Origin of the sequence: Fictibacillus barbaricus (genome assembly GCF_014635025.1) — a bacterium.
Classification (GTDB): Bacteria; Bacillota; Bacilli; order Bacillales; family Fictibacillaceae; genus Fictibacillus; species Fictibacillus barbaricus.
Genome location: NZ_BMCE01000001.1, coordinates 934501 through 960790 on the forward strand (window position 1 = coordinate 934501; position 26290 = coordinate 960790).

The 26290-nt window shown below is 38.7% G+C and carries 28 protein-coding genes and 1 riboswitch; of the genes, 26 read left to right on the forward strand and 2 right to left on the reverse strand.

What is annotated here, in order from left to right:
- The first annotated feature begins 98 nt into the window (after nt 1–98).
- Nucleotides 99–1844 carry a mechanosensitive ion channel gene (locus IEV52_RS04480; RefSeq protein ID WP_188401301.1) on the forward strand — a complete coding sequence of 582 codons (1746 nt, stop codon included), beginning with the start codon at nt 99–101 and terminating at the stop codon, nt 1842–1844.
- 115 nt (nt 1845–1959) lie between these two features.
- Nucleotides 1960–2688 carry a ZIP family metal transporter gene (locus IEV52_RS04485; RefSeq protein ID WP_188401302.1) on the forward strand — a complete coding sequence of 243 codons (729 nt, stop codon included), beginning with the start codon at nt 1960–1962 and terminating at the stop codon, nt 2686–2688.
- 61 nt (nt 2689–2749) lie between these two features.
- Here the strand turns inward: IEV52_RS04485 and IEV52_RS04490 are convergent, their stop codons facing one another.
- A complete protein-coding gene (locus IEV52_RS04490) occupies nt 2750–3529 on the reverse strand; it encodes a hypothetical protein (RefSeq protein ID WP_188401303.1) in 780 nt (259 codons plus the stop codon).
- 332 nt (nt 3530–3861) lie between these two features.
- Here IEV52_RS04490 and pyrH point away from each other — a divergent pair, with 332 nt between their 5' ends.
- From pyrH to IEV52_RS04545, 11 genes are all read left to right on the forward strand, one after another.
- The gene (gene pyrH, locus IEV52_RS04495; RefSeq protein ID WP_188401304.1) at nt 3862–4596 is read left to right on the forward strand and encodes a UMP kinase; all 735 of its coding nucleotides are present in this window, start codon (nt 3862–3864) and stop codon (nt 4594–4596) included.
- Nucleotides 4597–4812: 216 nt separating this feature from the next.
- Nucleotides 4813–5679 (forward strand): hypothetical protein, encoded by an 867-nt coding sequence (locus IEV52_RS04500; RefSeq protein ID WP_188401305.1) that lies wholly within the window; start codon nt 4813–4815, stop codon nt 5677–5679.
- A 160-nt stretch (nt 5680–5839) separates the two neighbouring features.
- Complete coding sequence (locus tag IEV52_RS04505; RefSeq protein ID WP_188401306.1) at nt 5840–6925, forward strand: copper resistance D family protein; 1086 nt, start codon at nt 5840–5842, stop codon at nt 6923–6925.
- A gap of 25 nt (nt 6926–6950) precedes the next feature.
- Nucleotides 6951–7199, forward strand: coding sequence for a DUF2573 family protein (locus IEV52_RS04510; RefSeq protein ID WP_188401307.1), 249 nt, complete (start codon nt 6951–6953; stop codon nt 7197–7199).
- Between the two features lie 173 nt (nt 7200–7372).
- Complete coding sequence (locus IEV52_RS04515; RefSeq protein ID WP_188401308.1) at nt 7373–8290, forward strand: proline dehydrogenase family protein; 918 nt, start codon at nt 7373–7375, stop codon at nt 8288–8290.
- Between the two features lie 282 nt (nt 8291–8572).
- Nucleotides 8573–10969 (forward strand): 3-hydroxyacyl-CoA dehydrogenase/enoyl-CoA hydratase family protein, encoded by a 2397-nt coding sequence (locus tag IEV52_RS04520; protein ID WP_188401309.1) that lies wholly within the window; start codon nt 8573–8575, stop codon nt 10967–10969.
- Nucleotides 10970–10984: 15 nt separating this feature from the next.
- Nucleotides 10985–12166 (forward strand): acetyl-CoA C-acetyltransferase, encoded by a 1182-nt coding sequence (locus IEV52_RS04525; RefSeq protein ID WP_188401310.1) that lies wholly within the window; start codon nt 10985–10987, stop codon nt 12164–12166.
- Between the two features lie 15 nt (nt 12167–12181).
- Nucleotides 12182–13966, forward strand: a complete 1785-nt coding sequence (locus IEV52_RS04530; RefSeq protein ID WP_188401311.1) for an acyl-CoA dehydrogenase family protein — start codon at nt 12182–12184, stop codon at nt 13964–13966.
- 148 nt (nt 13967–14114) lie between these two features.
- On the forward strand, nt 14115–14474 hold the full coding sequence (locus IEV52_RS04535) for an arsenate reductase family protein (protein WP_188401312.1): 360 nt from the start codon (nt 14115–14117) through the stop codon (nt 14472–14474).
- Nucleotides 14475–14548: 74 nt separating this feature from the next.
- On the forward strand, nt 14549–14935 hold the full coding sequence (gcvH, locus tag IEV52_RS04540; protein ID WP_066239057.1) for a glycine cleavage system protein GcvH: 387 nt from the start codon (nt 14549–14551) through the stop codon (nt 14933–14935).
- Nucleotides 14936–14997: 62 nt separating this feature from the next.
- The gene (locus tag IEV52_RS04545) at nt 14998–15237 is read left to right on the forward strand and encodes a YusG family protein (protein WP_188401313.1); all 240 of its coding nucleotides are present in this window, start codon (nt 14998–15000) and stop codon (nt 15235–15237) included.
- Nucleotides 15238–15299: 62 nt separating this feature from the next.
- On the opposite strand, the gene IEV52_RS04550 is transcribed toward IEV52_RS04545, so the two are convergent.
- Nucleotides 15300–15620 carry a KGG domain-containing protein gene (locus IEV52_RS04550; protein ID WP_188401314.1) on the reverse strand — a complete coding sequence of 107 codons (321 nt, stop codon included), beginning with the start codon at nt 15618–15620 and terminating at the stop codon, nt 15300–15302.
- Between the two features lie 239 nt (nt 15621–15859).
- Between IEV52_RS04550 and IEV52_RS04555 the strand changes: the two genes are divergently transcribed.
- From IEV52_RS04555 to sufD, 13 genes are all read left to right on the forward strand, one after another.
- On the forward strand, nt 15860–16207 hold the full coding sequence (locus IEV52_RS04555) for a toprim domain-containing protein (protein WP_188401315.1): 348 nt from the start codon (nt 15860–15862) through the stop codon (nt 16205–16207).
- A gap of 377 nt (nt 16208–16584) precedes the next feature.
- The gene (locus tag IEV52_RS04560) at nt 16585–16785 is read left to right on the forward strand and encodes a hypothetical protein (RefSeq protein WP_188401316.1); all 201 of its coding nucleotides are present in this window, start codon (nt 16585–16587) and stop codon (nt 16783–16785) included.
- A gap of 8 nt (nt 16786–16793) precedes the next feature.
- Nucleotides 16794–17135 (forward strand): thioredoxin family protein, encoded by a 342-nt coding sequence (locus IEV52_RS04565; RefSeq protein WP_229754188.1) that lies wholly within the window; start codon nt 16794–16796, stop codon nt 17133–17135.
- A gap of 461 nt (nt 17136–17596) precedes the next feature.
- Nucleotides 17597–18352 carry an RNA polymerase sigma-I factor gene (sigI, locus tag IEV52_RS04570; protein WP_188401317.1) on the forward strand — a complete coding sequence of 252 codons (756 nt, stop codon included), beginning with the start codon at nt 17597–17599 and terminating at the stop codon, nt 18350–18352.
- A gap of 91 nt (nt 18353–18443) precedes the next feature.
- Nucleotides 18444–19556: an anti-sigma-I factor RsgI family protein gene (locus IEV52_RS04575; RefSeq protein ID WP_188401318.1), complete on the forward strand. Its 1113-nt coding sequence runs from the start codon at nt 18444–18446 to the stop codon at nt 19554–19556.
- 121 nt (nt 19557–19677) lie between these two features.
- Entirely contained in the window at nt 19678–20022 is a 345-nt protein-coding gene (locus IEV52_RS04580; RefSeq protein WP_188401319.1) for a hypothetical protein, read from the forward strand.
- A gap of 78 nt (nt 20023–20100) precedes the next feature.
- Nucleotides 20101–20225: riboswitch (SAM riboswitch) on the forward strand.
- Nucleotides 20226–20311: 86 nt separating this feature from the next.
- Entirely contained in the window at nt 20312–21337 is a 1026-nt protein-coding gene (locus IEV52_RS04585; RefSeq protein ID WP_188401320.1) for a methionine ABC transporter ATP-binding protein, read from the forward strand.
- Complete coding sequence (locus tag IEV52_RS04590; RefSeq protein ID WP_188401321.1) at nt 21330–21998, forward strand: methionine ABC transporter permease; 669 nt, start codon at nt 21330–21332, stop codon at nt 21996–21998. Before IEV52_RS04585 ends, IEV52_RS04590 begins: the two co-directional genes overlap by 8 nt.
- A 27-nt stretch (nt 21999–22025) precedes the next feature.
- Complete coding sequence (locus IEV52_RS04595) at nt 22026–22844, forward strand: MetQ/NlpA family ABC transporter substrate-binding protein (protein WP_188401322.1); 819 nt, start codon at nt 22026–22028, stop codon at nt 22842–22844.
- Between the two features lie 265 nt (nt 22845–23109).
- A complete protein-coding gene (locus IEV52_RS04600; RefSeq protein WP_188401323.1) occupies nt 23110–23490 on the forward strand; it encodes a carboxymuconolactone decarboxylase family protein in 381 nt (126 codons plus the stop codon).
- 256 nt (nt 23491–23746) lie between these two features.
- Nucleotides 23747–23899: a YuzK family famiily protein gene (locus tag IEV52_RS04605; protein WP_188401324.1), complete on the forward strand. Its 153-nt coding sequence runs from the start codon at nt 23747–23749 to the stop codon at nt 23897–23899.
- A 284-nt stretch (nt 23900–24183) separates the two neighbouring features.
- Nucleotides 24184–24969: a Fe-S cluster assembly ATPase SufC gene (sufC, locus tag IEV52_RS04610; RefSeq protein WP_077359600.1), complete on the forward strand. Its 786-nt coding sequence runs from the start codon at nt 24184–24186 to the stop codon at nt 24967–24969.
- 19 nt (nt 24970–24988) lie between these two features.
- The gene (sufD, locus tag IEV52_RS04615) at nt 24989–26290 is read left to right on the forward strand and encodes a Fe-S cluster assembly protein SufD (protein WP_188401325.1); all 1302 of its coding nucleotides are present in this window, start codon (nt 24989–24991) and stop codon (nt 26288–26290) included.

Consider the following 26290-nt stretch of genomic DNA (forward strand, 5'->3'; position numbering starts at 1 on the left):
TACTTTTAAATATAAGCTTTTAGTTTAACTGAACAGGGCTTTGGGAAAGTAGAGCTAGTGTAGAGCTTAATAAATGATTCTAAAAAAGGAGGAAGAATATGTACGATTACAACGGAATAACAGATTCTTGGATGGCTTACTTGGGTAGGTTGCCAGATTTGCTTCTAGCTATTTTGGTTTTACTAATTGGTTGGCTGATTGCTTCCTTAGTTGCGAAAGCTGTAAAGAAGGGCTTACGCAAGACAGATTTTGATAACAAGATGGCAAGATGGATGAAACCAGATTCAAACGGGCAACAAGGAGAACAAAAGAGGTCAGGAAAATATTCTTCCGAAGAAATTATAAGTAAAGTTGTATTTTGGATTCTTATGGCAGTTGCGATTGTTATGTTCTTGAACATGCTTAGTCTTCCATATGTCGCACAGCCGATTTCAAACGCATTAGGTGTGATTGCTGCTGCAATACCAAATCTATTAAAGGCAGCCTTGATCGCTGCTGTTGCATGGCTTATAGCATCTGGTCTATCCATTTTAGTTAAAAAACTAGGACAAAACACAGGATTTGAAAGATTGCTTCACCGCTGGAAGCTTACTCGTGACCCGGGTCAGTCAGATAAAGCAGTACTTTCTGTATCTAAAGCAGTGTTTTATCTTACATTGCTTCTTTTCTTACCAGCTGTATTATCTGCGTTAGGTATCGATGCTATTTCTGAACCATTAGAAGGAATGCTTACAGGCTTCTTTGCTTTCTTGCCAAAACTTCTCGGTGCAGCTATTATTCTATTTGTTGGCTGGCTAGTAGCCAAGATTGTGAAGGAGATTCTAGTAAATTTCTTGCAGAGCATCGGAACAGATCGTTTAGCATCAAAGCTTGGTGCTGACCGTGCTTTGGATAAAACATCACTTTCTCAAATCATCGGAACGATTGTTTATGTTTTTATTTTAATACCGGTTGTGATTTCTGCACTCGAAACCCTTGATATTAACGGTATTTCAGGACCAGCCATCGGCATGCTTGGCCAAATTATGGACATGATCCCGAATATCATCGTTGCAATCATTCTGGTTGCAGCAGGATTATGGATTGGAAAATGGGTAAAGAATGCCATTACAGGGTTGCTAGAACGAGTTGGCTTTAATGGTATTTTTCACAAGATGGGGCTTGGTTCACTTCATAAGACAAACCAAACGCTAACCATTTCAGAAATCATTGGCTATGCAGCTCAAATTGTCGTTGTTCTACTGTTTACAATCGAAGCGCTTCAACTAGTGAACCTTGAAAGTTTAGTTGACATTCTGAGTGTTGTACTTGCCTATATTCCAATGGTACTAACTGCCGTACTAGTTCTTGGAGTTGGATTCTACGCAGGAGACCTTGTAAAACGTGTTGTACAAAGCATGGTAAAACAGGAAACGGAAGGCAAGCTGTTAGGAAACATTGCAAAATATACGATTATTACGCTTGCGTTCTTTATGGCTCTCGATCAGCTTGGTGTTGCCAAAACGATTGTTAATGCTGCATTCATTCTGATCTTAGGAGGCTTTACGATCGCTTTTGGTCTAGCATTCGGTCTCGGAGGACGCGAAGCTGCAGGGCGAACATTGAATAAATGGAGCAGAAGAATGGAACAGACGACTATTCAAAGTCCTGATCCTGAACAATGGAAAGATAAGACGAGTTTAAAAGATTTCCGTACAGACTCATCTAAACAAGATCATTCTTCAACAAATGTTGATCTTGATAAGCCTCACACGATTGCAAGAGATCGCCAGTTTAATCACTTGAACACGCCTAGTGATGAGTTTGGTATCAATAAGAACAATTCAAAACGAAACGATTTTTAATCTGTAAATAGTAAGAATAATGGACAATCTTTTTTGTCCATTATTCTTTTTTCTTTGTGTATATAAGGATGCTTTTAGGGAGAAGTTGATAAAAAAAGAGAGGAGTAAGTTAAGAATGCAACAAGCCGCCTTTTGGGGAGGAATAGCTGGATCTGCTGTACTGTTAGGATGTTTTACAGCCCTTGTTTTTCGCATCCCCCAAAAATGGACAGCGTGGATCATGGCTTATGGAACAGGAATCCTAATCGGAGCTGTTTCTTTTGAACTTTTGATAGAAGCTGTTGAGCAAAGTGGTTTAATGGTAACAGCAACTGGTTTTATTGTAGGTGCAGCGATTTTTACCGTGATAAATAGCATCCTCTCAAAAAAGGGAGGTCATGAAAGAAAAAAATCAGGGGAAAAGAAGACAAAAGGGGCAGGGATGGCGATTTATTTCGGCACTCTGCTTGATGCTATACCCGAATCTGTTTTGATCGGAGCAAGCTTGATCGATCATAGTAAAGTAAGCTGGCTGCTTGTTATTGCTATTTTCTTAAGTAATTTTCCTGAAGGTTTATCTAGTTCGATCGGATTACTAAAGGAAGGGTTCTCGAGGCGGAAAATCATTGTCATGTGGATCTCCGTTTTTTTCATTTCAGCCTTGGCTGCATTTCTTGGATTTGTTTTTCTGCAAAATGCAACTGTAGCTTCTCTTTCGTTAATTGGAGCCTTTGCTGGAGGGGCCATCATGGCGATGGTGGCTTCTACCATGCTTCCCGAAGCACATAAAGATGCTGGTGCTGCTGTTGGTTTTATTACCTCATTAGGACTGCTCAGTTCTCTGATTCTTACCCATTATTCGTAGGATGACCACACAAGAAGATAAAAAAAATGTCCTGTTCAAATGAACAGGACATTGATCTGAATTAAAGTTTAAACCAGCCTTTACTTTCTAGATCAGATAAATTCCTTTTGTCATGGCCCTTCTTATGTGTTTTCTTTATTTTCATCCAATGATCGTAATCACTTGAAGATGAAGAGGAAGAAGACGAAGACGATGAAGATGACGATGACGAAGAAGAAGATGACTCTTTCTTACAATGAAAAGATGAAGAAGACGAAGAAGATTCTTTCTTACAGAAAAAAGCAGTTGAAGATGAAGAAGATTCTTTTTTACAATGATCATCTTTTTTACAATGATCATCTTTTTTACAGTGATCTCTCTTTCTGCAAGGATCTTCTTTTTGACAGCATAAAATTTTGCAGTCATGGTCATCCCCGCCAGCTTGAGCAATAAAGTTAATAGCTCCAATTCCGATGATTACAATTTCGTCGTTACTGACAACTTGAATGGATTGGCGTCTTACGGCTGTAAGAATACCTTCAACTTCCCCGTTATCATTGGTACCATCGTTAACTCTTACCCGGCAATTGATTAATTTCCTTAATATGCTTCGGAACGTATCATTGCACACTCTTCTTCGTTTTCCATCACAGCAGCTCCTGTCAGCTTCGACAGTAACCGATCTTACATTATTTAGCGGAAAGTAGAGAACTTCTCTGTCGTCTGTTTTGATTGCGATGAAATCTCTTCCAACGCAGACTAATTTGCCTGACTCTTCAAAATCATCGCCGCTAACTGTGACGAATTTACATAATAATTCTGCTAACTCTCGTGGCGAGAGTATATTCTTTTTACAACCCAAAAAAATTTCCTCCTGATGGTGATATTGACTATTTCTTGTCCATGCATTATATGTAACAAGGAAGCAAAAAGGCATAGGTCACTTGTCTATATTTAGTATTTTAGGTGAAACATATTGCTTTTTGGGTTAGATATCGTTTAAATTTCACCTAAATATATTCTTATGTATATAATGGATGAAGAGTAGAAATGGGGAGGCGAGTTATGATGGGTTTAACACCATACCAAAAATTGTTCAACACATCCGTAAAATCGTCCCCAGAAATAGAAAGAACAGATGACTTTTAATTGTCATTTGTTCTTTTTTTGTATACAGGACAGGAGGAGAAGAAGATGCGTTATAAAAGGGTACTCATTAAACTAAGTGGCGGAGCTCTTGCAGGCACTCAGGGAACAGGGTTTGATCATCTTTCTTTAAATCATATCGCAAAAGAAGTTTTATCGGTCATTGAAAAAGGCATTGAAGTAGGTATCGTTGTAGGCGGAGGAAATATTTTTAGGGGAAACCTTGCAGACTACTGGGGAATTGAAAGAGTCGAGGCAGATCAGATCGGTACGCTGGGGACGGTTATCAACAGCTTAATGCTTAGAGGAGTTCTGAAAAGTAAAATGGAACAGGAAGTAAGAGTGATGAGTTCTGTCCCGATAAGCGCAGTTGCAGAACCCTATATTCGGTTAAGAGCTGTTCATCACTTGAACAAAGGTTATGTGGTTATCTTTGCTGGGGGTAACGGACAGCCCTATGTAACAACAGATTATCCAGCCGTCCAACGGGCTTTGGAAATGAACTGTGATGCCATCCTCTGTGCGAAGCAAGGGGTAGATGGTGTATATGACAGCGACCCGAACCGCTTTAAACAGGCAAGGAAATATGCGACATTACAGTATGATGAAGCCATTCGAAATAATTTAAAAGTAATGGATCAATCTGCACTCATTTTAGCTCGTGACCATGGACTACCGATACATCTGTTTGATTTTAATCAAGAAGGTTCGTTTTTAAAAATATGCAATGGCGAAGATATAGGAACATTTATCAGCCATAATATCGAAACTGCACTCGTTTAATGAAGTCTTAGAAAATAAGGCATTCCAGAGCTCTAAACGGAATGCCTTCTGTATATCTAGCTCTCTTTTCTCATACATACAGCGATATAAACAGCTGTCCTTATTAGGATAGCTGTTTGTTTTTGTTATTAAGATTCCGGACAAAAAAACAGAATGAACACGAATAGTATATGGTTATTCCTTTATAGAATAACGAGCTTAAAGGGGGCAATTGTTTTGAGAACAACAGATGAGAAAATTAAACTCCGCAATCATTGGTTTAAAATTATTTTGATCAGCCTGTTTTCATTGGTATTCATGTTTAAGATTGCTGTAACTAAATTCACGTTTCATTTTTCGGATATGCTGGCGTTCATTCTAGCCATATTTGCAATTGGTATTTGCAGCATGTTTTATGTAAAAGTGAATGAAGCATTGCAGGCATTTGCATCTGCAAGTAAATCTGTGCTGCCATTTCCAAGAAAAAATCTTAATGATGCAGAAGAACAGCCACAAGATCACACAGCAGAAATAAAAGAAGATACTTTAACAGAAACTGAAGCGGAAGAACTTGAGCGATTATTGTTATCGCAAGAAGAACAAGTAAAACGAATGAAACAAGTACAACAAGAAATTAAAAATCGATTGGTAACGGAAGACCTTCATGAAGAGGACAAAAAGGATTATATTGACTACCTGCTTCAAAAGGAAAAAGAAATTATGCTTGCAAAACAAGAGATTGTAAGGATTACTTCTTTATTAGAACCCGAAGAAGATGCTGATGAAGAAGTAGAACAACAGAACTCAGATGAGTATCATGATGAGAACTCTATCCAAACAGCAAGGGCTAAAGACATCGTTCAATTGCTTGGAAAAGAGTTTGTATTAAACGCTAGTCTAGAACAATTTAATCATAAAATGAGAGAGATCCAGCATTCGATTACGATCGAAACTGCCAACCATTTAAAAGAAGAAGGGCTGATTGATCCGTATTTCAATGTAACGCGCAAAGGATTAAAAGAATTTAGACGTGCTGCGAAAAAATTCAGCTATGGTGATGGAGTTAAGTTTCTATCAAAAGTGGTACAAAGAGGGAACCGATAAAAAGGTAAAAGCTAATTCAGAAGCGTTAAGAGACAATACGCTAACTGTGTTAGCTTTTCCTTGTATTTCAGGAAATTCGCTATATTGTCAATCTTAATTTTTTTGCTATTTCCTTTTCCCTGCTACAATAGACATAGATTGTGGTGAAGGAGATTATTTTATGTTTATTGTTGCTAAGGTGATGCTCTATGTGAGTTTTGCTATTCTTATGGGAGCATTTATACTGTTTACCGTACCAAAATCAAAGCGCTTTGAAATAAAACTTTCTAAAAAAGTACTTTTAATCTTGATCGGATTAATCCCTTTGTTTGGTATGGGTGAACTACTTAGACTTACCAATCATTTAGGAGAAGATTTTGGTTATTGGCTTACTTTTCAAAACATAGTCTTTAGTTTTGAAGTCGGAAAGGGATGGATATTCCTTACTGGCATATCGGTACTGCTGTTTTTCATGGTTTTATTTAATAATGTGGCAGAAGAGCGTTTCTTTGCAGGTTTATCTCTGTTTTTACTCATTGGCATGGGAGTTTCGGTAGGTTATTCGAGTCATGCTGCAAGTTTAGAATCTTTTGGTATATTAGCTCACACACTTCACTTCCTTGCTGTTATCACTTGGTCTGGAGTATTATTAGTAACCGGTTTTTTCAGTAATGGTGAAGGTCCTGTCTTGTCATTCTATAAATGGTTTACGCCATTAGCACTTGCTTGCTTGTTCACTGTTATCGGAGCTGGATTATGGCTCATGTCTTATATCGTGCCTGAATATGTGAACAGCTATATGCTGAATTACGGACAAGCATTAGTGATCAAGCATATACTCTTGTTTATTATCGTGTTTTATAGTTTGATAAACGGAGTTTGGTTAAAGAAGAAGATCAAAGAGGGATCAAATTCATTATCGTTGTTAAAGTGGATCAAAGCAGAAGGAATTATCTTGTTTCTTGCTTTTGTTACAACAGCTGTTATGAGTCAGCAAACACCGCCGCATGATGTAGCGGAAACGCTGCAAATGCAGGATCCATCACCATTGTTTACCTTAATTACAGGGCTGAGTCCTGGCGAGAATCCTATGCTGACCTTTAATTTTTCATTCATTAGCCTCATTTGGATTGCTGTTGCTGCCTTGCTTATTTTCACTGTTTTTACAGCGATTAAAAGAAGCAAAGGTATTGCGTTTGTTACGACAGCTTCCATCCTTGCTTCAGGAGCAATCTATTTAGCGATTATGTCTTCTCTAACCTTATAAAAATGAGAAAGGGAAAAAAAGAAAAATGGATAAAAAACTAAAGTCACAGTTAGACGGACTGACAGAAAAGTACGCTGAGTTATTAATTGGGAGCACAGACCCAGAACATATTGAAATGGTGAAAGCGTATATCCTTTACTCTTCGATTGCAAAAAGTATGCCGCCTCTTGCAAAGCATTGGAACGAGCAATATCCTGATGCAAAAGAAGCGATGAAGCAGTTAATTACAGAAATAAAAATGTTAAATGAAATGCACCGGGAAGCAAAAAAATAGATCATGGTGTAAGGGCAGTTTTCGTGCTGTCCTTTCTTTTTACATTGAAATATTTTTAATTTTTCAAAATCGACATTATTCGCAAAAAGAATGATATATTTAAAGCGGTTACATCATTAAAAAGTATATAACTAATCTATTTAAATTTTTAAGGGTACTAGGGGGTAGTTGGTTTGGAACAACTTATGCGCAATTTTTTCTTATTTCTTGCTAAAAATAAATGGTTAACAAAGCTTGCTAAAAGATATGGTCTGCGTTTTGGAGCGGGGCGTTTCGTAGCAGGAGCCACACTTGAAAGCTCCATCACAGCTATTAAACGTTTAAATGAAAAGGGTATGCCTGTTACGATCGACCATCTTGGGGAATTTGTTGACAACGAACAAGAAGCCGCTGAAATGACAGAGCATTGCATCGAAGCGATCAAAGCGATCAGCAAAGAAAAGCTTGATTCACAGCTTTCGTTAAAAATGACTTCCATGGGGTTAGATATCAGTGATGAGCTCGTTCTAAGCAACATGAGAAAAATCATGGAAACAGCTAAAAAACATAATGTCTTTATCACGATCGATATGGAAGACTATACGCGTTGTGAGAAAACATTAGAGATCTTTAAACAGTTGAAGAGTGAATATGATAACATTTCAACAGTTATCCAGGCATACTTGTATCGTTCCTTAGAGGATGTACAAAGCCTGGATGAGTATCATCCGAACTTGCGGCTTGTAAAAGGTGCATACAAAGAACCGGAGACTGTTGCTTATCCAGAGAAAAGTGATGTGGATAATAACTTTAAAAAGTTGATCGAAACACATCTGTTAAACGGAAACTATACAGCAGTGGCTACACACGATGACGCAATCATTCAATATACGAAAGATCTTGTGGAAAAACACAACATTCCATATGATCAGTTTGAATTCCAGATGCTTTATGGAATCCGAGTAGAACGCCAAGACCAGCTAATGCAAGAAGGCTATAAAATGCGTATCTACGTGCCATACGGAAATGACTGGTACGGTTATTTCATGAGACGTCTTGCAGAACGCCCAGCAAACGTACTATTTGTGCTAAAAGGTGTATTCGGCAAATAAGAAAGTAAAAAAGAACCCAATTTTGGGTTCTTTTTTTGTTGAATGATTAGGGGACAGACCCCATACAAATACAAATCCTTCATATTTGTATGTACCAGGAAGACATAGTTTGGGGTGACCTTCCTTCAAATTAGCTCGAATTAAAACAATTTCCTTATTTGAAAGAAATAGCTCTCAACTATTGCTAAAATTCTGAATATATTTTATATTGAGTATAGGTTGATTATTTTTTTATGGTTAAAAAATGAATGAGTATTCATTCAATAAAGGAGGAAGTCTATTTTGTCTCGAGAAATCCGAAAAGCTGCCATACTGGGTTCTGGTGTTATGGGATCAGGCATCGCCGCTCACTTAGCAAACGTCGGAATACCAACTTTACTACTGGATATCGTACCGCCTTCTTTAAGTGAAGAGGAAAAAGCAAAGGGAATCACAGAAGATCACCCGACCTTCCGAAACAAATTTACATTGTCTGCTACACAAAAATTACTAAAACAAAAGCCGGCTCCGCTCGCGGTAAAAGAAAACCTTGAGTTGATTTCGATTGGAAACTTAACGGATGATTTAGAAAAATTAAATGACGTTGACTGGATCATTGAAGTCGTTGTAGAACGTTTAGATGTAAAGCAGAAACTTTTTGAAAAAGTTGATCAATACCGTAAACCGGGAAGCATCATAACGTCCAATACGTCTGGAATCTCCATTCGGGCCATGGCAGAAGGACGATCAGAAGACTTTAAAGCTCATTTTCTAGGTACGCATTTCTTTAATCCACCAAGATATTTAAAGCTTCTTGAGATTATTCCTACTGACGATACAAAGCCGGAAGTTGTTCAATTTATGCGTAACTTTGGTGAGAATGTACTAGGAAAAGGCGTCGTTGAAGCGAAAGACACACCAAACTTTATCGCTAATCGCATTGGGACATACGGACTGATGGTTACGATGCAAGAGATGCTGAAACAGGGATACAGCGTAGGAGAAGTTGATTCAGTTACTGGCCCGCTCATCGGCCGTCCGAAATCAGCTACTTTTAGAACGCTTGATGTTGTTGGTCTTGATACATTTCTGCATGTTGCCCGCAACGTGTACGAACAAGTTGATGGGAAAGAAAAAGAAGTATTTGAGATTCCTGCTTTTCTGAATGAAATGGTCGATAAAGGATGGACAGGAAGCAAGACCGGGCAAGGATTTTATTTAAAGCAAAAAAGCAATACAGGAAGTGAGATTCTAGAGCTCGATCCTGCAACTCTTGAATATAAACCGCGCTCCAAGATGAAAACAGCAACACTTGAAGCAGCCAAACAAATGAAAACAACAAACCAGAAAGTGAAAGCGCTTTTATATAGCGATGACAGAGCAGGGAAACTGCTCTGGAATATCATCAAGCCAGTGCTTTTATATTCAGCAGAAAAGTGCTATGAAATTGCGGATGACCTAGTTGCCATTGATCAAGCTATGAAATGGGGATTCGGCTGGGAGCATGGTCCGTTTGAGATTTGGGATGCAATCGGTCTTCAAGAATCAGTAGAAAGAATGAAAGCTGAAGGAGAAACGATCCCTCAGTGGATCGAAGAAATGATTCGCTCTGAAAAAACATCTTTCTACACAAAAGCAGAAGGTGATAAGTCCTACTACCATCATGGAACATATTTACCTGTTGAAGAAAACAAAAAAGTTATTCATCTAAGCCGCTTAAAAGAGAAGGGCAACGTGATCACTAAGAACGGTGGAGCAACTTTAATTGATCTTGGCGATGATGTGGCAGGTCTGGAGTTCACTTCTCCAAACAATGCGATCGGACCAGAGATCATCATGATGCTTCATCAAGCGATCGATGAAGTTGAAAAGAATTACAAGGGGCTTGTAATCGGAAATCAAGGCAAAAACTTCTGTGTTGGTGCTAATCTTATGCTGATCTTAATGGAAGCACAAGATGATAATTTCTTTGAACTAGATATGATGGTCCGTCAATTTCAACAAGCGATGGCAAGGGTCCGTTATAGTGCAAGACCTGTGGTTGCAGCCAATTTTGGCATGACACTAGGCGGTGGAGTGGAAGTTTCGTTGCCTGCAGCAAGACTTCAAATGTCATCTGAGACTTATATGGGACTTGTTGAGACGGGTGTCGGCCTAATTCCGGGCGGTGGAGGAAACAAGGAACTATATCTGCGTCTATTAGAACAGCTCCCTGAAGGATCGAAGGGTGATCTGCAAAAGGTTGCAAACCAAGCATTCGAGACGATTGCGATGGCCAAGGTTTCAACATCAGCTCAAGAAGCTGGAAAACTAGGTTTCTTACGAAAAGAAGACAGCATCTCTGTAAATGGGGACCACCTTTTACACGATGCAAAAACTCAAGTGCTTGCACTCGCTGATCTTGGGTACACACCTCCTGTTAGAAAGAAGATTCCGGTTGTCGGTGAAGCAGGGTATGCCACGCTTGCTTTAGGTGCTCAAACGATGCACTTCAGCCAGTATATTTCAGAACATGATCTCAAAATTGCCAAGAAACTAGCATTCGTTATAGCTGGAGGAAGAGTGCCAGAAGGAACACTTGTGGATGAGCAATACTTGCTTGACCTTGAAAGAGAAGCGTTCCTCAGTCTAGCTGGAGAACCAAAAAGCCAGGCAAGAATGCAGCACATGCTTGTAAAAGGCAAGCCGCTAAGAAACTAAGGGGGGAAGAATTCAATGTTAAAAGAGGCAGTAATAGTAGCAGGTGCAAGAACAGCAGTAGGTAAAGCAAAAAAAGGTTCTTTTGCACATATGAGACCAGATGAACTGGCTGCAGTAACGATAAAAGAAACGTTAAAACGTGCAGGTGATTATAGCGGTCCGATCGATGATCTAATCATTGGATGTGCTGTCCCTGAAGCTGAACAAGGCATGAACATGGCGCGTCTGATTGGTGCCAGAGCAGGCTTGCCAGAAACCGTTCCTGCCATTACGATCAACCGCTTTTGTTCATCCGGTTTGCAGAGTATTGCATACGGAGCAGAGAAAATCATGCTCGGTGCTGCAGAAGCGATTCTTGCAGGCGGTGCGGAATCCATGAGCTTAGTACCTGTGGTGGGCCACGTTGTAAAGCCAAATCCATACTTAGTTGAAACGGTTCCTCAATATTATATGGGGATGGGTCACACGGCAGAGGAAGTAGCTCGAAGATTTGGTGTTTCTAGGCAGGATCAAGATGAGTTTGCAGTTCGCAGTCATCAAAAAGCAGCTGCGGCAATCAAAGAAGGCAAGTTTAATGATGAGATCGTACCTGTGCATGTTATGAAACGCTGGCTTGATGAGCAATCCAAACTTGTAGAAAAAGAGATTGCCGTATCCGTTGATGAAGGTGTACGCCCTGATACATCACTTGATGTCCTGGGCAAGCTGCGTCCTGCCTTTACACCCACGGGATCTGTAACAGCAGGAAACTCCTCGCAAACAAGTGATGGAGCAGCAACTGTTCTTGTTATGAACCGAGAAAAAGCAGAGGCAGAAGGGTTAACGCCATTGTTAAAATTCCGTTCATTTGCTGTAGCGGGAGTTGCACCTGACATTATGGGAGTCGGACCTGTTGCTGCCATCCCTAAAGCACTAAAAATGGCGGGGCTCGAATTATCGGATATTGGATTATTTGAGCTGAACGAAGCATTTGCTTCTCAGAGCGTGCAGGTTATTCGTGAACTGAACCTGCCTGAAGAAAAAGTAAATGTAAACGGTGGAGCAATCGCACTCGGCCATCCGTTAGGGTGCTCAGGTACAAAATTAACACTTACGCTATTACACGAAATGAAACGCCGCAATGAGCAGTTTGGAATTGTCACGATGTGCATCGGCGGCGGAATGGGTGCTGCTGGCGTATTCGAACTTGTAGGATAAAAAGGAGGAGAAAGAATGTCAAACACAGCGGAAAAACAAATTATTGGAGGCAGTTTCTTAATTGAAGACCTTGCTGCAGAAGATATTTACACACCGGAAGATTTTTCTGAAGAACATCTGATGATTGCAAAAACTACTGAAGATTTTATTATAAAGGAAGTTGTGCCTCAACTGGAAAAGATGGAGGATCATGACTTTGAAGTATCCCGCAAGCTGTTAACAAAGGCAGGGGAGCTTGGACTTCTAGGAGCAGATGTACCAGAAGAATATGGCGGTCTTGGACTTGATAAGATTTCTTCTTCATTAATCACTGAGAAGTTTGCACGCGGACGCGGTTTTTCGATCAGTTACGGTGCTCATGTGGGGATCGGTTCTCTTCCAATCGTTCTTTTTGGAAATGAAGAACAGAAGAAAAAGTACTTGCCGGAACTTGCAACAGGTGAAAAGATCGCTGCGTATGCACTGACAGAACCAGGCTCAGGTTCAGATGCACTTGGCGCACGAACAACAGCAAAACTGAATTCAGAAGGTACACATTATGTCCTTAACGGCGAGAAACAGTGGATCACGAACTCTGCATTTGCTGATGTTTTCGTTGTTTATGCAAAGATTGATGGTGAGCAGTTCTCTGCTTTTATCGTGGAAAGAGACTTCCCAGGTGTATCAACTGGGCCAGAAGAAAAGAAGATGGGAATCAAGAGTTCTTCTACACGTACATTGATTCTAGAGGATGTAGCTGTTCCAAAAGAAAATTTATTATGGGAAGCAGGCAAAGGGCACCTTATCGCCTTTAATATCTTGAATATTGGTCGTTATAAGCTGGCTTTAGGCTGTGTGGGTGCTGCAAAACGTGCATTTGAAGTGTCTGTAAAATATGCAAACGAGCGTCAGCAATTCAAACGCAAGATCAGTTCTTTCAGCTTAATCCAAGAAAAGCTTGCTAACATGGCTGTTCAAACCTATGCTGCTGAAAGCTCTGTATACAGAACAGTCGGTTTGTTTGAAAACCGTCTTGGTGCTTTATCAGATGAAAAGCAAAAAGATGGCCGTGAATTAGCGAAGGCGATCGCAGAGTATGCGATTGAATGTTCATTAAACAAAGTATCAGCATCAGAAGCCCTTGATTATGTAGTAGATGAAGGAGTTCAAATTCACGGTGGTTATGGCTTCATGTCTGAGTATGAGATCGAAGGGGCTTACCGTGACTCTCGTATTAACCGCATCTTTGAAGGAACTAACGAGATCAACCGTTTACTTGTACCAGGAACACTTGTCAAGAAAGCAATGAAGAATGAATTGCCGCTTATTCAAAAAGCAACAGCTCTTCAGCAAGAATTGATGATGTTGATGCCTATTGAAGTTGGTTCCGAAGCCCTTGATCAAGAAAAGTACTTAGTTTCCATGGCTAAGAAGATCTTCTTGATGACGGCCGGCCTAGCGGTACAGAAATTTGGTACGAATTTGGAAAAAGAGCAGGAAGTATTGTCAAACCTTGCTGATATAATCAGTGAAATCTATAGCATGGAATCTGTATTATTACGTACTGAAAAAGCAATCGGCAGATCTGGAGCCGAAAAGGCAAAACAAAAACTTCTATATACAGAAGTTTATTGTCAGGAAGCCTTTAACCGTATTGAAGCTCATGCAAAAGAATCCATTATCGCTGCAGAAGAAGGCGATATGCTGCGTATGATGTTATCTGCATTAAAGAAATTAACTCGTCACACACCAATCAATGTGATTAAGAAGAAGCGCGAGATGGCTGTGCAGCTTCTTGAGGAAGAACGTTATATTGTTTAATTGAATCTATTCACGCTATCCTTCAAATTCTATCTTCCCTCTTACGTATGTAAGAGGGCTTTTTTTCTTTAAACAAATTTTAAAAAGTGTAGAATTTCTTGTTTTATTGGTGACACTATTTTGTGGTACTATGAATAGGGGTGATATTATGATACTGAAAGTTTATGAATATCCAAAATGCTCCACATGTCAAAAGGCTAAAAAGTGGCTGAAAGAAAATGATGTAGCCTTTGAACCTGTACATATAGTGGACAACCCTCCTACAAAAGAAGAGCTCAAGAATCTGATTCAGTTAAGCGGATTAGAGATAAAGAAGTTCTTTAATACGAGCGGGATGAAATATCGCGAGTTGGGTATGAAAGAGAAAATGAAAACGGCTACTGAAGAAGAACTGCTAGAACTTTTGGCAAGTGATGGTATGCTCATTAAAAGACCGATTGCAACAGATGGCAAGCAGGTCACAGTTGGATTTAAAGAAGAACAATACGAAAAGACTTGGAAAAAGTGATGCGTTACTAACTATGATAAAAATTTTTTATTGTAGTTCTTATAAAAACAAAGAAAAAGCTGGAGGGATTACACATGGAATTTCCAAAAGAATTACGCTATTCAGAAGAACACGAGTGGACAAAAACAGAAGAAGGAAATAAAGTTCGTATCGGTATTACTGCATTTGCACAAGACGAGCTAGGAGATATCGTGTTCGTTGAGCTTCCTGAAGTTGGTGATGAACTTACTGCAGACGAGCCATTCGGCAGCGTAGAATCTGTAAAGACAGTTTCTGAGCTTTATGCTCCTGTTTCTGGAAAAGTTGTAGAAGTTAACGCTGATCTTGATGACAGCCCTGAGCTTGTTAACGAATCTCCATATGAGAAAGCATGGATGGTAGTGGTAGAGCTTTCAGATTCCTCTGAGCTTGAAAAATTAATGACTGCTGAACAATACGAAGAATTAATTAAAGAAGATTAATGAAAAGAATCTCTTCAGGAAAGAATAGACATACTGCTATTCTTTTTTGGAGGGATTTTTTTATGAACCAAGATAGACGCGATGTGACATCAAGAGTATTTGGAAAAATGAAAGGCGGCTCGATGTCCCTATACCTGGATAAAGATGAAATCGGTCAAATTCGTTTCACGAATCAGGGGAATTTATATGAAATGGCTGAGGGATTTGAATTTGATGCGGATAAAATATATAAACGTGACAAATCGCCAGAGATTCCGAACCCATCAAAATATGTAGACGAATGTGACAAGGGCTGGTGCTAGAGAAAAAAAGAGGATGATGTCAAACGAATAGTTTGCATTCATCCTCTTTTTGCTTAATTTTCTCAATCACCCTTTTGTCGTCCAGCACTTCCGCCTTTAGCTCCTATTTTCTGATAAAAATTCTTATCTTGATTCTGAGAGGTTGTTATACCCCCTTTTTTTCCTATTTGCTGATAGAAGGTTTTACTATGGGTGCGGGATGTTGTGCTGCCGCCTCTTCTCCCTATTTCTTGATAAAACTCACTGCTATGTTTTTTTGCGGTAGAAGAACCGCCCTTTTTTCCAATTTCCTGATAAAACTCCTTCCCTCGAGACTTGGAAGTTTTTTCTCCACCTAAGCGGCCTGCTTCTGCTCGGCTCATTTTTGCTTCTGTTTTTGGCATTTTAACACTCCTCCCTATTTTGTTTATGCCTCCTTTTTCCCTCAATTACTAGGAAACCAAACACTTTTACAAAGAATTAGGACAAAACGCATACGACTTTCATATAAGAGTAGGAATATAGGAAAAAGGGGTATAGTAATAAAGAACATCTCTTGCAGGATTTTAATAAAATAAAGCAAATATATAATCTAAGCGATGCATTCATTTAATAGTTCTTCAACGTATAGGAGAGATGAGTAATGAATGAAAGCATAAATAAAGTGATCATTGTCGAAGGAAAATCAGATAAAGATAAACTAGCGGCCATCTTAGATGAACCTGTGGAAATCATTTGTACAAACGGAACATTAGGTTTGGATAAATTAGAAGAGCTTGCATTAGCTATAGAAGATCGAGATGTATATATCTTGGTGGATGCTGATGATGCAGGCCACAAATTAAGAAAACAGCTACAACGCGAGCTTCCGAATGCAGAGCATTTATATATTAATAAAATGTACAGAGAAGTTGCAAAAACACCACTGATGTACCTTGCAAAAATATTGGTGGGTGCACACTTTAATATTCATAAGAATTGTTTAGGATAGTGATGATGAAAAAATGGGTTTATATATGAACGTCTTTTACTTTAGTTAATGGATGTAATTATAAAACAACGAAGACAAACAACCTGTATGACATGATGTCATCGCTAAAAATTTAAATATACCCTGGCAAATTAACAGCTCCCAAAGTGAGATATGGATTAGTTTACGAACAGAAGGATTGTTTCAAAGGCCAAAGTAAAAACTTACCTCTTTTCCCCTGAATCTTAAAGAAGATTTCTGATGCGGGGAAAGGAGGTTTTCTTAGGTTTATAAGACATACAGTTTGAAACAACAAAAAAGCATATGCTTATTACCCATATCAAGCTGATGGAACTACTTTAAACAGAATGGCGGAAATGAATATTTAAGGCTGGAAAATGGACCGAAAACCGCATTCAGATCAAATAACAGTCAATACATTTTCCAAAGAGCCAGACGTAATCGTTACCAAACAAGTACGAATTCGTGATATCCTTATTAAAGAAGTCGGTTTATTTTTTGTAACGAATAATACAGATGGAAGAGGGCGGCCTTCTCAAGATAATGAGAAGCGGCTTAAACTATCATTAGATAAATAACGGAGTAAATGATGAAAGAAATCACACGTAGTAATTGGGAAACAGTTATAGATCAATCTCTGCATCAACCATTCTTTTTATACTTGGAGACCCCATTATGCGGTACATGTAAGATGGGGAAAAAGATGTTTGAAGTGGCTGTAGAGACGATTCGGGTTCAAAGAGCCGAATCCATACAAGTAGGGGTTAGCAATATAAACGAAATGCCTGAACTTGCTTCTAAATATGGTATAACAAGTGTTCCGTGCTTACTTATTCTCTCAAGAGGTATTGCGATCAATCGAATTTATGCCTTGCAATCAGCTGGAAATATTTATCAATCTATGTTAAAATTATTGGATAAGGAATAAAATCCGTTGAAAAAAAGTGTGGGAAAATGCCCATATTTTGATCATGAGTATCTAATTCTACAAAAAAATAGCTTTTTCGGGGGTAATTAAGCAAGAAAAAAATGGGAATTTAATGTCGGCGGCACACTCTTCTGTAACAATGAAGGGTGTGCTTTTTGATTTAAAATCCATCATAACCCTTGTGATATAGGGCTTTTAAAAAAATCGCTAAATTATCAGTTAGTTTTGTGTATTCAGTACTTTAACAATAACGTCACAAATGTTACGAGCGCTGTAACATTGTTATAGAACTGTATCCTACAAATGTCAAAAGTCATGGTATAAATGAATAGGAGAGCTTGTTTGTATGTTTGCTCCTGGGCTAATTGTGGTAAATAAGAATGATTTTACTTTTATAACAAAAACAAAAGATTTCCTGGAATAATTGAACGTAATTTTTTTAACAGAGGTGATTGATAATCATGACATCTTTAAACCTAAATGCAGTATTTCCGATAGCAAAGAAAAAACTAACTAGCATAGAAGATAAAGTTCTAACGATCCAAGAAAGAAACGATGAGAAACTAAGAAATGAATTAATCGGTGATTACCAGCCATTCATTAAAAAAGTGACGTCAAAAGTTTGCAGTCAATATATAGATCGTACAATGGATGAATTTAGTGTAGGTCTTTTTGCCTTTAATGAAGCGATTGATCAATACCAGGAAGGACAAGGAAGCCGTTTCTTATCCTTTGCGGATATGGTTATCAGACGAAGAGTCATTGACTATATTCGAAAAGAAGTCCGCCAGAACAGACTTATCTTCTTACAGCCAGATGAGGAAGATGAAGAAGGACGCTTAGAAGAAAGTTATGCAGAACAAAAGGCTGCAATGGACCACTTTGAAGATCAAATTCAAGTTGAAAATCGTGTATACGAGATCGAAGAATACCAAAAACTTTTAAAATCATTCGGCTTAAACTTTAAAGTGTTAAGTAAACACTGTCCTAAGCATGTTGATGCGCGTGAAAATGCTAAAGAGATCGCGCGACTTTTAGCTGAAAACGAAGAACTTGCCGCATTTCTGAAAGAAAAGAAACAATTACCGATAAAAGATTTGTTAAATATGGTATCCTGTAGTCGTAAAACCATAGAGAGAAATCGAAAGTATATAATAGCAGTATCACTTATATATTTAGGCGATTTTCAAGCGCTGAAATCATACATTCAGCCTTAAGGTGAGGTAATGATGATTACATGGTAAGAGAGAATACGTCTTCTCTTACCTGTAATCTATACTGATCCTGCTACATGCGGGAGGGATATCATTGAAAAAAGGCAGCGGCATTGTGATTGAAGTAACAAATAAAAAGGCTACTTTGCTTATGAGGGACGGAACATTTGTTACGGTAAAAGTACCAGCAGGTAAAAAGCCTCTTGTAGGCAATGAGTATCAGGCTTCTTATTTTTCACAAAGAAAAAGAAGTCTTTTTGTGTTGCCATCAATCTCTCTATCGGTCGCGGCTTTAGTTGCTTTTCTCTTTATATCAGGTTTGATGCCGACTAGCAGTCAGCCTGCAGCTGCAGCATATGTAAGCTTTGATATCAACCCGAGCCTAGAAGTAGGCGTAGATGAAGATATGAACGTTATAGAAATTGATACGTTTAATGAAGAAGCAAAGCATATTATAGAAAAATACAACCTTTCAGCAGATGATTCACTCTTGTTTGAAATATTTGCTGATCAATTAATTAAAGCTTATGAAGCAGAAGGTTACATGAAGGCAGATCAGTCTATGCTGATTACAACAATATCGAAAAAGTCCAGCAATAAAGAGACAGAAACCGCCTTAGACCAAGCGGTAAATACGATCGTAAAAAAAGCGGTCGTCCAATACCCGGTGGCTATTACAGTATCTGAAACGAATGAGGATACCCGTAAGAAGGCTAAACAGCTAGGAGTGTCTTCCGGAAGATATACGGCTTTCCAAAAAGCCAAGAAAAACGGGAAACCGTATACAGAAAAAAAGATAAAAGAAGTTAAATTTCAAGAATTAAAGGTAAATGCATCTTCTGAAAAGGATATAAAAGTAGTACCGCATCCTCGTCAGATTAAGTCGTCGAAGCACGAGATCAAACAAGAGATAAAACAACAGCAGCCTAAAATGAATGTAGATCATAAGATACAACAAAACCTTGATCACAAGCAACACCTGAATAAAACTAAAGAAAAAAAAATAGTTAATCCTAAAAAATCCAATTCAATTCAAAGCAACAAACATGACAAATACAACAATAGAGACAATGACCAGCCGCAAAAAGAAAAAAAAGCTGTACCAAAAGAAAAAAAACCAAAAGAATTTGCAAAGAAACGGATGACAAACAACAAAAGTGCTAAAAATCAGCAACAAAAACAGCATAAAAATAAACATAAACACTAATTGTGAGTAAACCTGTCGCAATACCAATAACGATTCCTTGCAGCTGTCGAAGAGTTTATAAAGGTATATGAATATTCCTCTCGAATCGGTGAAGTAACAACCAATTCGGGGGGGATTTTTAATGTTGGATATCCATCACTATGAAGACCAAATTGCCAAAAGTCCGTATCTGCCACTTTATAATATCCCGGTTAAACCAAACTTTAATTTTAATAATGAATTTACCCTAAGGATTGAATACAGAGAGGGAGAGCGGAACAGAACTGTAACGTTTACAGGGGATCCGAGATATCTTTCTTTAATGTTAGAAGGGAAGATGAAGCTAACCACTTTGTTGCGTCAAGAGATGATTGAATTTCATGGAACACTTAGGCAGCGATTAAAATGGGAAGCCATTTTTTATCTGAGCTCGCATTGGGAGCAAATATCTGCAGGGGTTTTATTAAAAAGTGCAAAAAATATTTGACACATATCGACAAGGGTGATAATATTCTTCACAGTGATTCAAAACATGAAACGAATTAACTGAATAAAGTAACACTTTTACTTATCACGAGAGGTGGAGGGACTGGCCCTATGAAACCCGGCAACCGCTAGATCTATTGTCTAACTATAGAACTAGAAAGGTGCCAATTCCTGCGAGGCTTTATAAGCCTTGGGAGATGAGGAGAACGTGCATAGAATACTATATGCCTTTCTGCTCATATTGAAGCAGAAAGGCATTTTTTATTTAGATAAGAAATGAGGTAAGGATCTTGATTAATTTACAGTCAGTCCGTAAAGTCTTTCAAACCAAGGATGGTGAGGTAAAGGCTGTTGATACGGTAGATTTAAACATAAGACAAGGAGAAATCTACGGGATTATTGGATATAGCGGTGCTGGTAAGAGTACCCTTATTCGAATCCTTAACATGTTAGAGCGTCCTACCAGCGGAACCGTTACAATCGGCGGGAAAAACATGTCAGAACTTTCTTCTAAAAAGTTAAGAGAAGCCAGACAAGAGATTAGTATGATCTTTCAGCACTTTAATCTCTTATGGTCTCGTACAGTAAGAGAAAACATTGCATTTCCGCTGGAGATTGCCGGCTATCCAAAGGATAGGATCAAACAGCGCGTTGATGAACTGATCGATCTTGTAGGTTTAGAGGGCAGAGGCGGCTCCTATCCTTCACAATTAAGTGGCGGGCAAAAGCAGCGTGTGGGTATCGCTCGTGCTCTTGCAAATGAGCCAAAGGTTCTTTTGTGTGATGAAGCTACCTCCGCTCTTGATCCTAAAACAACTGACAGCATTCTTGATCTTCTAGTTGAAATCAACCAGAAGCTAGGATTAACAATCGTTCTCATTACCCATGAAATGCATGTTATTCGAAAGATCTGTCATCGTGTTGCGGTTATGGAAAAAGGTAAAGTAGTAGAAGAAGGCGATGTACTAAACGTTTTCAAAAATCCAAAAGAACCCATTACTAAGGATTTTGTTAAACAGGTCACAGAGCCAGAAGAAACAGTAGATACCATCAGGCAGTTTATTCAGGAGTTTCCTGAAGGCAGGATCGTCCAGCTTACTTTTGTCGGCGGCCGGGCAGGACAGCCATTAATTACAGAACTAATTCGTAACTACGAAGTAGATGTTAATATCCTTCAAGGGAAAATTACACAAACCCAAAATGGACCTTATGGGACGCTATTTATCCAGATAAAAGGTTCTGAAGCTGCACTTTCTAACGCAATGGAGTTCTTAAACAGCGTGCAGGTTGAAGTAGAGGTGATTCACAATGCTTAGTACATGGTTCCCTAATGTACAATGGGATGTTCTTTTAGAAGCGACACAAGAAACACTTTATATGTCTGCTATATCAGTGGTCATAACTTTTGTTTTGGGCCTTGCGCTTGGGCTAGCTCTATTCTTGACATCTCCAGGAAACTTATGGGCAAATAAATTTTTAAACAGTCTTATCGCTATTATCGTTAACGTCTTTCGTTCGATCCCGTTCATTATCTTAATCATTTTATTGATTCCATTTACTCGTTTTATTGTAGGTACCATGCTTGGGGCAGAAGCAGCACTTCCTGCGTTAATCGTAGGAGCTGCACCATTTTACGCTCGTATGGTTGAAATCGCTTTGAGAGAGATTAATAAAGGGGTAATTGAAGCTGCTAAGTCAATGGGAGCTACAAATACTCAGATCATCTTTAAAGTCTTAATTCCTGAAAGTACGCCAGCTCTTGTATCGGGAATTACAGTTACGGCGATTGCACTTGTAAGTTATACCGCAATGGCTGGAGTTGTAGGTGCAGGAGGGCTAGGTAACTTGGCCTACATGGAAGGATACCAAAGAGATAATGCAGATGTGACACTTGTATCAACTGTACTTATCTTAATAATCGTATTTATTATTCAATGGATAGGAGATCGAATCACTACTACTCTAGATAAGAGATAACGTTTAGACAACAAGGAGGAACTTCACATGAAAAAAGTATTATCTTTTCTTTTATTAGCTCTTCTTGCAGCAGCGCTTACGGCTTGCGGGAATAAAACGGAAGGCGGGATCAGCGACGAGAAATTGGTTGTTGGTGCATCTAATGTTCCGCACGCTGAAATCTTAGAAGAAGCAAAACCCCTTTTAAAAGAAAAAGGTGTTGAGCTTGAAATCAAGACGTTCCAGGACTACGTGCTACCGAATAAGTCTTTAGATGAAAAAGAGATCGGTGCTAACTACTTTCAGCATATACCCTATTTAGAGGCGCAAATGAAAGACCATGGCTATAAATTTGAAAATGCAGGCGGTATTCACATTGAGCCGATCGGTGTATATTCTAAAAAGTACAAATCACTTGATGAACTGCCAGAAGGCGCAACAATCATCATGTCCAACTCTGTAGCTGACCATGGACGTATGCTTGCTTTATTAGAAAAAGAAGGCTTGATCAAAGTTAAAGAAGGTGCAGGATATGAAGCACAAGTAAAAGATATCGCTGAGAATCCTAAGAAACTTAAGTTTAAAGCTGATGTCGACGCTGGTATGCTGCCAAAAGCATATAAAAATGGTGAAGGCGATGCCGTTCTAATCAACACAAACTATGCTATTGATGCTGGTTTAAACCCGCAAAAGGATGCAATTGCTCTTGAAGGTTCTGATTCTCCATTCGTAAACATCATTACAGTTCGCGAAGGTGATAAAGATAAGAAATCTGTTAAGGCATTGATAGAAGTATTGCGTTCAAAAGAAATCGGAGACTTCATTGAAAAGAAATATGAAGGCGCGGTTGTACCGGTAACAGAATAAATAATGTATAGGATGTCTCACTACTGTAGTGAGACATCCTTTTTTTTTAGGTGACTACAGTCTATATGGTTACTTTTATGTGATTAGGTTCATTTTTTATGTGATCAAATGAAGAAATTATGTGATAAAGCATATTTTTTATGTGATCTTAAGGTGTTTTTATGTGATTGTCTTGTCTCATTATGAAATATCTTTTATTACATAACCGTTCCTGTAATAACCCATACTAATCCTGTTTACTATTTTGGTGACAGGAGTGAATGAAATGAAACAAGAAGAACAGCCTCTACCAGGTGCAAACTCAGCTCAATATCACCTGATTCGTTATAAAGAAGGTTTGGGAAAATACAACGAGAATATGCCTGAATTAACACATGCTTTTAATGAATTTACTCGTCATTGTTTCAAAGAGGGAGAAATCTCAGAGAAGTATAAGCAGTTGATCGCACTAGGCATCAGTATTTATTCCCAAGATGAGTATTGCATTATCTATCACACAAAAGGGTGTCTTGATCAAGGATGTTCTGAAAATGAAATTCTTGAAGCTGTAGGAGTTTCAGCTGCATTTGGCGGTGGAGCTGCCATGAGTCAAGGTGTAACGCTTGTTCAAGAATGTATCCAAGAATTAAATAATCCTCGCCACTGATAAGCCATTTTTAATTGACCATACTAACATGTTTAAGAATCACTCTTAACGGTAATGGAAGTTATATAGCGTAATATGCAGGAAAACGGAGAGATTTACCTCTGATCTTTATAATAAACGCAATGGACGTTTTAGAGATGTAAATTCGTGTATCAACTCAAGTTGAGCATTGTGACTGATGCTGTTACGCTATAATTACTAACTTCGAAAGGATTGATTCATTATCCACCCCATTAAAGTAAAACATACGTCCGAAATGGAAAAGGCAATGCACCAATCACACGGTTGTGGCTTTGCAGAGTATGAAAGGGATTTGGAAAAACGGTTAGATGTTGAGAAAGACCGTGAGAAAGAATACAAAAAAGGCTTAGAAGTAGCGGCAGATGCGATCAGGAACCAAATGCCGTAATATATGAAATTAAAATATGAAAGTAAAAGGCTTACTCAGAAAGGTAGTATTTTGCCTCGTGAGTAAGCCTTTTTAACATTCAAATCATTGAAAAACGTTTGAAATGAATACAATGATAAAGTTTTGGGATTAGAACTGAATAGAATAACCCTTACTTTCTGACTCGTTCCCTTGAAGATACTTTTCATTTGTTATAAGATTAGAATGAGAATAAATTGAGAATGGCTATTTTGTGCCTTTTATCAAAAAAATCTTGAGAATGATTTCATATTGGAGGTTGTATTATGTCAGCACCTAATTTAAAGATTGAAGATCTTCGTGTATCTATTGAAGATAAAGAGATTATTAAAGGTTTAGATCTCGAAATAAATGGTGGAGAAATCCATGCGATCATGGGACCAAACGGAACAGGAAAGTCCACTCTTTCTGCAGCTTTAATGGGTCACCCTAAGTATGAAGTAACTTCTGGTAAAGTTACGTTCAACGGTGAAGACCTTCTAGAGATGGAAGTTGATGAGCGTGCACAAGCTGGACTATTCCTAGCTATGCAATATCCATCTGAAGTAAGCGGTATTACGAACGCTGATTTCCTTCGCTCTGCGATAAACGCAAAGCGTGAAGAAGGCGACGAAATTTCTCTAATGAAATTTATCCGTGAATTGGATAAAAAGATGGATCATCTTGAAATGGACAATGCGTTTGCTCATCGATACTTAAACGAAGGATTTTCTGGTGGAGAAAAGAAGCGTAACGAAATTCTTCAAATGATGATGCTTGAGCCAAAACTTGCAATTCTTGATGAGATTGACTCAGGTCTTGATATCGATGCTCTTAAAGTTGTAGCTAAAGGTGTTAACGAAATGCGCAGCCCTGATTTCGGTTGCTTAATCATCACTCACTATCAGCGTCTATTGAACTACATCACACCAGATAAAGTACACGTAATGATGCAAGGGCGCATCGTAAAATCTGGCGGACCTGAACTAGCTCAACGTCTTGAGGCTGAAGGGTACGACTGGATTAAAGAAGAACTAGGAATTAAAGACGAAACTGTTGGTCAAGAAGCGTAAGCAATAAGGGGGACTAAACATGTCAGTTGATACGAGCCTAAGATTTGATAAGGACTACGTAAACGGTTTTTCAAGCAGCAGACAGGAACCCGCTTGGCTGCAGGAGCTTCGTTTGCAAGCATTGGAATTGGCTCAAAATCTGCCAATGCCTAAACCGGATAAAACAAAGATTGATAAATGGAATTTTACTGAGTTTAAACATGAAGCAACTGGTAATCCAGTCGCTTTTAACGAACTTCCTGAAGATGTTAAGGCATTGATCGGTTCAGAAGAAGAAGCGAAAAATGTTCTTGTTATCCATAATGGAACACCTGTTTACTTTGCTCTCGAGCAAGCTGTAAAAGATCAAGGTGTTGTTTACACAGATATTTTAACGGCAGCAAAAGAACATGAAGACTTAGTGAAAAAATATTTTATGAAGAGTGCGGTATCTGTAGATGAAAACCGTTTAACAGCGTTGCATGCAGCCCTTTTCGTGAACGGTGCTTTTCTATATGTTCCAAAAAATGTTGAACTTTCTGCCCCGATTCAAGCTGTTTATTATCAAGATGATGAGGCAGCATTGTTTAACCACGTAATCATTGCAGCAGAAGATAACAGTTCTGTAACGTATGTAGAAAACTACCTTTCTACAAATGAAAACACTGAATCTGTAGCAAACATCGTTGCTGAAGTGTTTGCAGGCAGTGGCGCAAAAGTGGTGTTTGGTGCAGTTGATAACCTTGCTAAAGGTATGACAACATATGTAAACCGTCGAGGCCGTGCTGCAAAAGATGCTCGCATCGAGTGGGCGCTTGGTCAGTTTAACGACGGAAACACAGTTTCTGATAATACTACACACTTAATCGGCGATGGTTCATTTACAGATACAAAGACTGTAACAATTGGACGCGGCGATCAAAAACAAAATTTCGTTGCCCAGATCTTTAACCACGGAAAACATTCTGAAGGTTATATCCTGACTCATGGGGTAATGAAAGATAGTGCGAGCTCCATTTTTAACGGTATTACTAAAATCGAGCATGGTGCTACAAAATCTCATGGTGAGCAAACAGAGCGTGTTCTTATGTTGAGTGAAAAAGCACGCGGTGATGCGAACCCTATTCTTTTAATCGACGAAGATGACGTTACTGCAGGTCATGCTGCTTCAGTAGGACGGATTGATCCGCTCCAATTGTTCTATCTCATGAGCCGCGGTATTTCAAAAGCTGAAGCTGAACGTCTGATCATTCACGGTTTCCTGGCACCGGTTGTCAGCCAAATGCCGCTTGAATCTGTTAAAAAACGTTTAGTAGAGGTTATTGAAAGGAAAGTGCGCTAA

Bases quoted from the DNA above. Each gene is read 5' to 3' on its own strand.
- IEV52_RS04480 (WP_188401301.1), top strand. From the start codon at position 99: ATGTACGATTACAACGGAATAACAGATTCTTGGATGGCTTACTTGGGT.
- IEV52_RS04485 (WP_188401302.1), top strand. From the start codon at position 1,960: ATGCAACAAGCCGCCTTTTGGGGAGGAATAGCTGGATCTGCTGTACTG.
- pyrH (WP_188401304.1), top strand. From the start codon at position 3,862: ATGCGTTATAAAAGGGTACTCATTAAACTAAGTGGCGGAGCTCTTGCA.
- IEV52_RS04505 (WP_188401306.1), top strand. From the start codon at position 5,840: ATGTTTATTGTTGCTAAGGTGATGCTCTATGTGAGTTTTGCTATTCTT.
- IEV52_RS04510 (WP_188401307.1), top strand. From the start codon at position 6,951: ATGGATAAAAAACTAAAGTCACAGTTAGACGGACTGACAGAAAAGTAC.
- IEV52_RS04525 (WP_188401310.1), top strand. From the start codon at position 10,985: ATGTTAAAAGAGGCAGTAATAGTAGCAGGTGCAAGAACAGCAGTAGGT.
- IEV52_RS04530 (WP_188401311.1), top strand. From the start codon at position 12,182: ATGTCAAACACAGCGGAAAAACAAATTATTGGAGGCAGTTTCTTAATT.
- IEV52_RS04535 (WP_188401312.1), top strand. From the start codon at position 14,115: ATGATACTGAAAGTTTATGAATATCCAAAATGCTCCACATGTCAAAAG.
- gcvH (WP_066239057.1), top strand. From the start codon at position 14,549: ATGGAATTTCCAAAAGAATTACGCTATTCAGAAGAACACGAGTGGACA.
- IEV52_RS04545 (WP_188401313.1), top strand. From the start codon at position 14,998: ATGAACCAAGATAGACGCGATGTGACATCAAGAGTATTTGGAAAAATG.
- IEV52_RS04550 (WP_188401314.1), bottom strand. From the start codon at position 15,620: ATGCCAAAAACAGAAGCAAAAATGAGCCGAGCAGAAGCAGGCCGCTTA.
- IEV52_RS04555 (WP_188401315.1), top strand. From the start codon at position 15,860: ATGAATGAAAGCATAAATAAAGTGATCATTGTCGAAGGAAAATCAGAT.
- IEV52_RS04560 (WP_188401316.1), top strand. From the start codon at position 16,585: ATGGACCGAAAACCGCATTCAGATCAAATAACAGTCAATACATTTTCC.
- IEV52_RS04565 (WP_229754188.1), top strand. From the start codon at position 16,794: ATGATGAAAGAAATCACACGTAGTAATTGGGAAACAGTTATAGATCAA.
- sigI (WP_188401317.1), top strand. From the start codon at position 17,597: ATGACATCTTTAAACCTAAATGCAGTATTTCCGATAGCAAAGAAAAAA.
- IEV52_RS04580 (WP_188401319.1), top strand. From the start codon at position 19,678: ATGTTGGATATCCATCACTATGAAGACCAAATTGCCAAAAGTCCGTAT.
- IEV52_RS04590 (WP_188401321.1), top strand. From the start codon at position 21,330: ATGCTTAGTACATGGTTCCCTAATGTACAATGGGATGTTCTTTTAGAA.
- IEV52_RS04595 (WP_188401322.1), top strand. From the start codon at position 22,026: ATGAAAAAAGTATTATCTTTTCTTTTATTAGCTCTTCTTGCAGCAGCG.
- IEV52_RS04600 (WP_188401323.1), top strand. From the start codon at position 23,110: ATGAAACAAGAAGAACAGCCTCTACCAGGTGCAAACTCAGCTCAATAT.
- IEV52_RS04605 (WP_188401324.1), top strand. From the start codon at position 23,747: ATGGAAAAGGCAATGCACCAATCACACGGTTGTGGCTTTGCAGAGTAT.
- sufC (WP_077359600.1), top strand. From the start codon at position 24,184: ATGTCAGCACCTAATTTAAAGATTGAAGATCTTCGTGTATCTATTGAA.
- sufD (WP_188401325.1), top strand. From the start codon at position 24,989: ATGTCAGTTGATACGAGCCTAAGATTTGATAAGGACTACGTAAACGGT.